We start from the raw sequence: 285 nt of genomic DNA on the forward strand, positions 1-285 counted from the left end.
GTAACGGTCCGCAAGGTAGTCCAGGATCGCGCCAGACTCGGCCAGCACCAGGTCGCCATCCTGCAGGACCGGCGACTTGCCGAGCGGATGCACCCTGCGCAGCTCCGGCGGTGCCAGCAGTGTCTTCGGATCGCGCGGATAGCGGCGCAGCTCGTAGTCCAGCCCCAGCTCCTCCAGCATCCACAGCACGCGCAGTGAGCGGGAGTTTTCAAGATGGTGGACCATGCGCATGGGGATGATCCTGGGGAAGGGCCACATCATACCGCGCGCAGTGCATGCCCTTTG

At 65.3% G+C, this 285-nt stretch carries 1 protein-coding gene; it reads right to left on the minus strand.

Annotation, left to right across the window (positions count from 1 at the left end; all coding sequences use genetic code 11):
* On the minus strand, positions 1-231 hold a 231-nt coding region (locus tag EN850_RS35845; RefSeq protein ID WP_136093090.1), incomplete at its 3' end, for a glutathione S-transferase N-terminal domain-containing protein.
* Between the last annotated feature and the right edge of the window lie 54 nt (positions 232-285).

Source organism: Mesorhizobium sp. M8A.F.Ca.ET.207.01.1.1 (assembly GCF_004794715.1).
Taxonomy (GTDB): Bacteria; Pseudomonadota; Alphaproteobacteria; order Rhizobiales; family Rhizobiaceae; genus Mesorhizobium.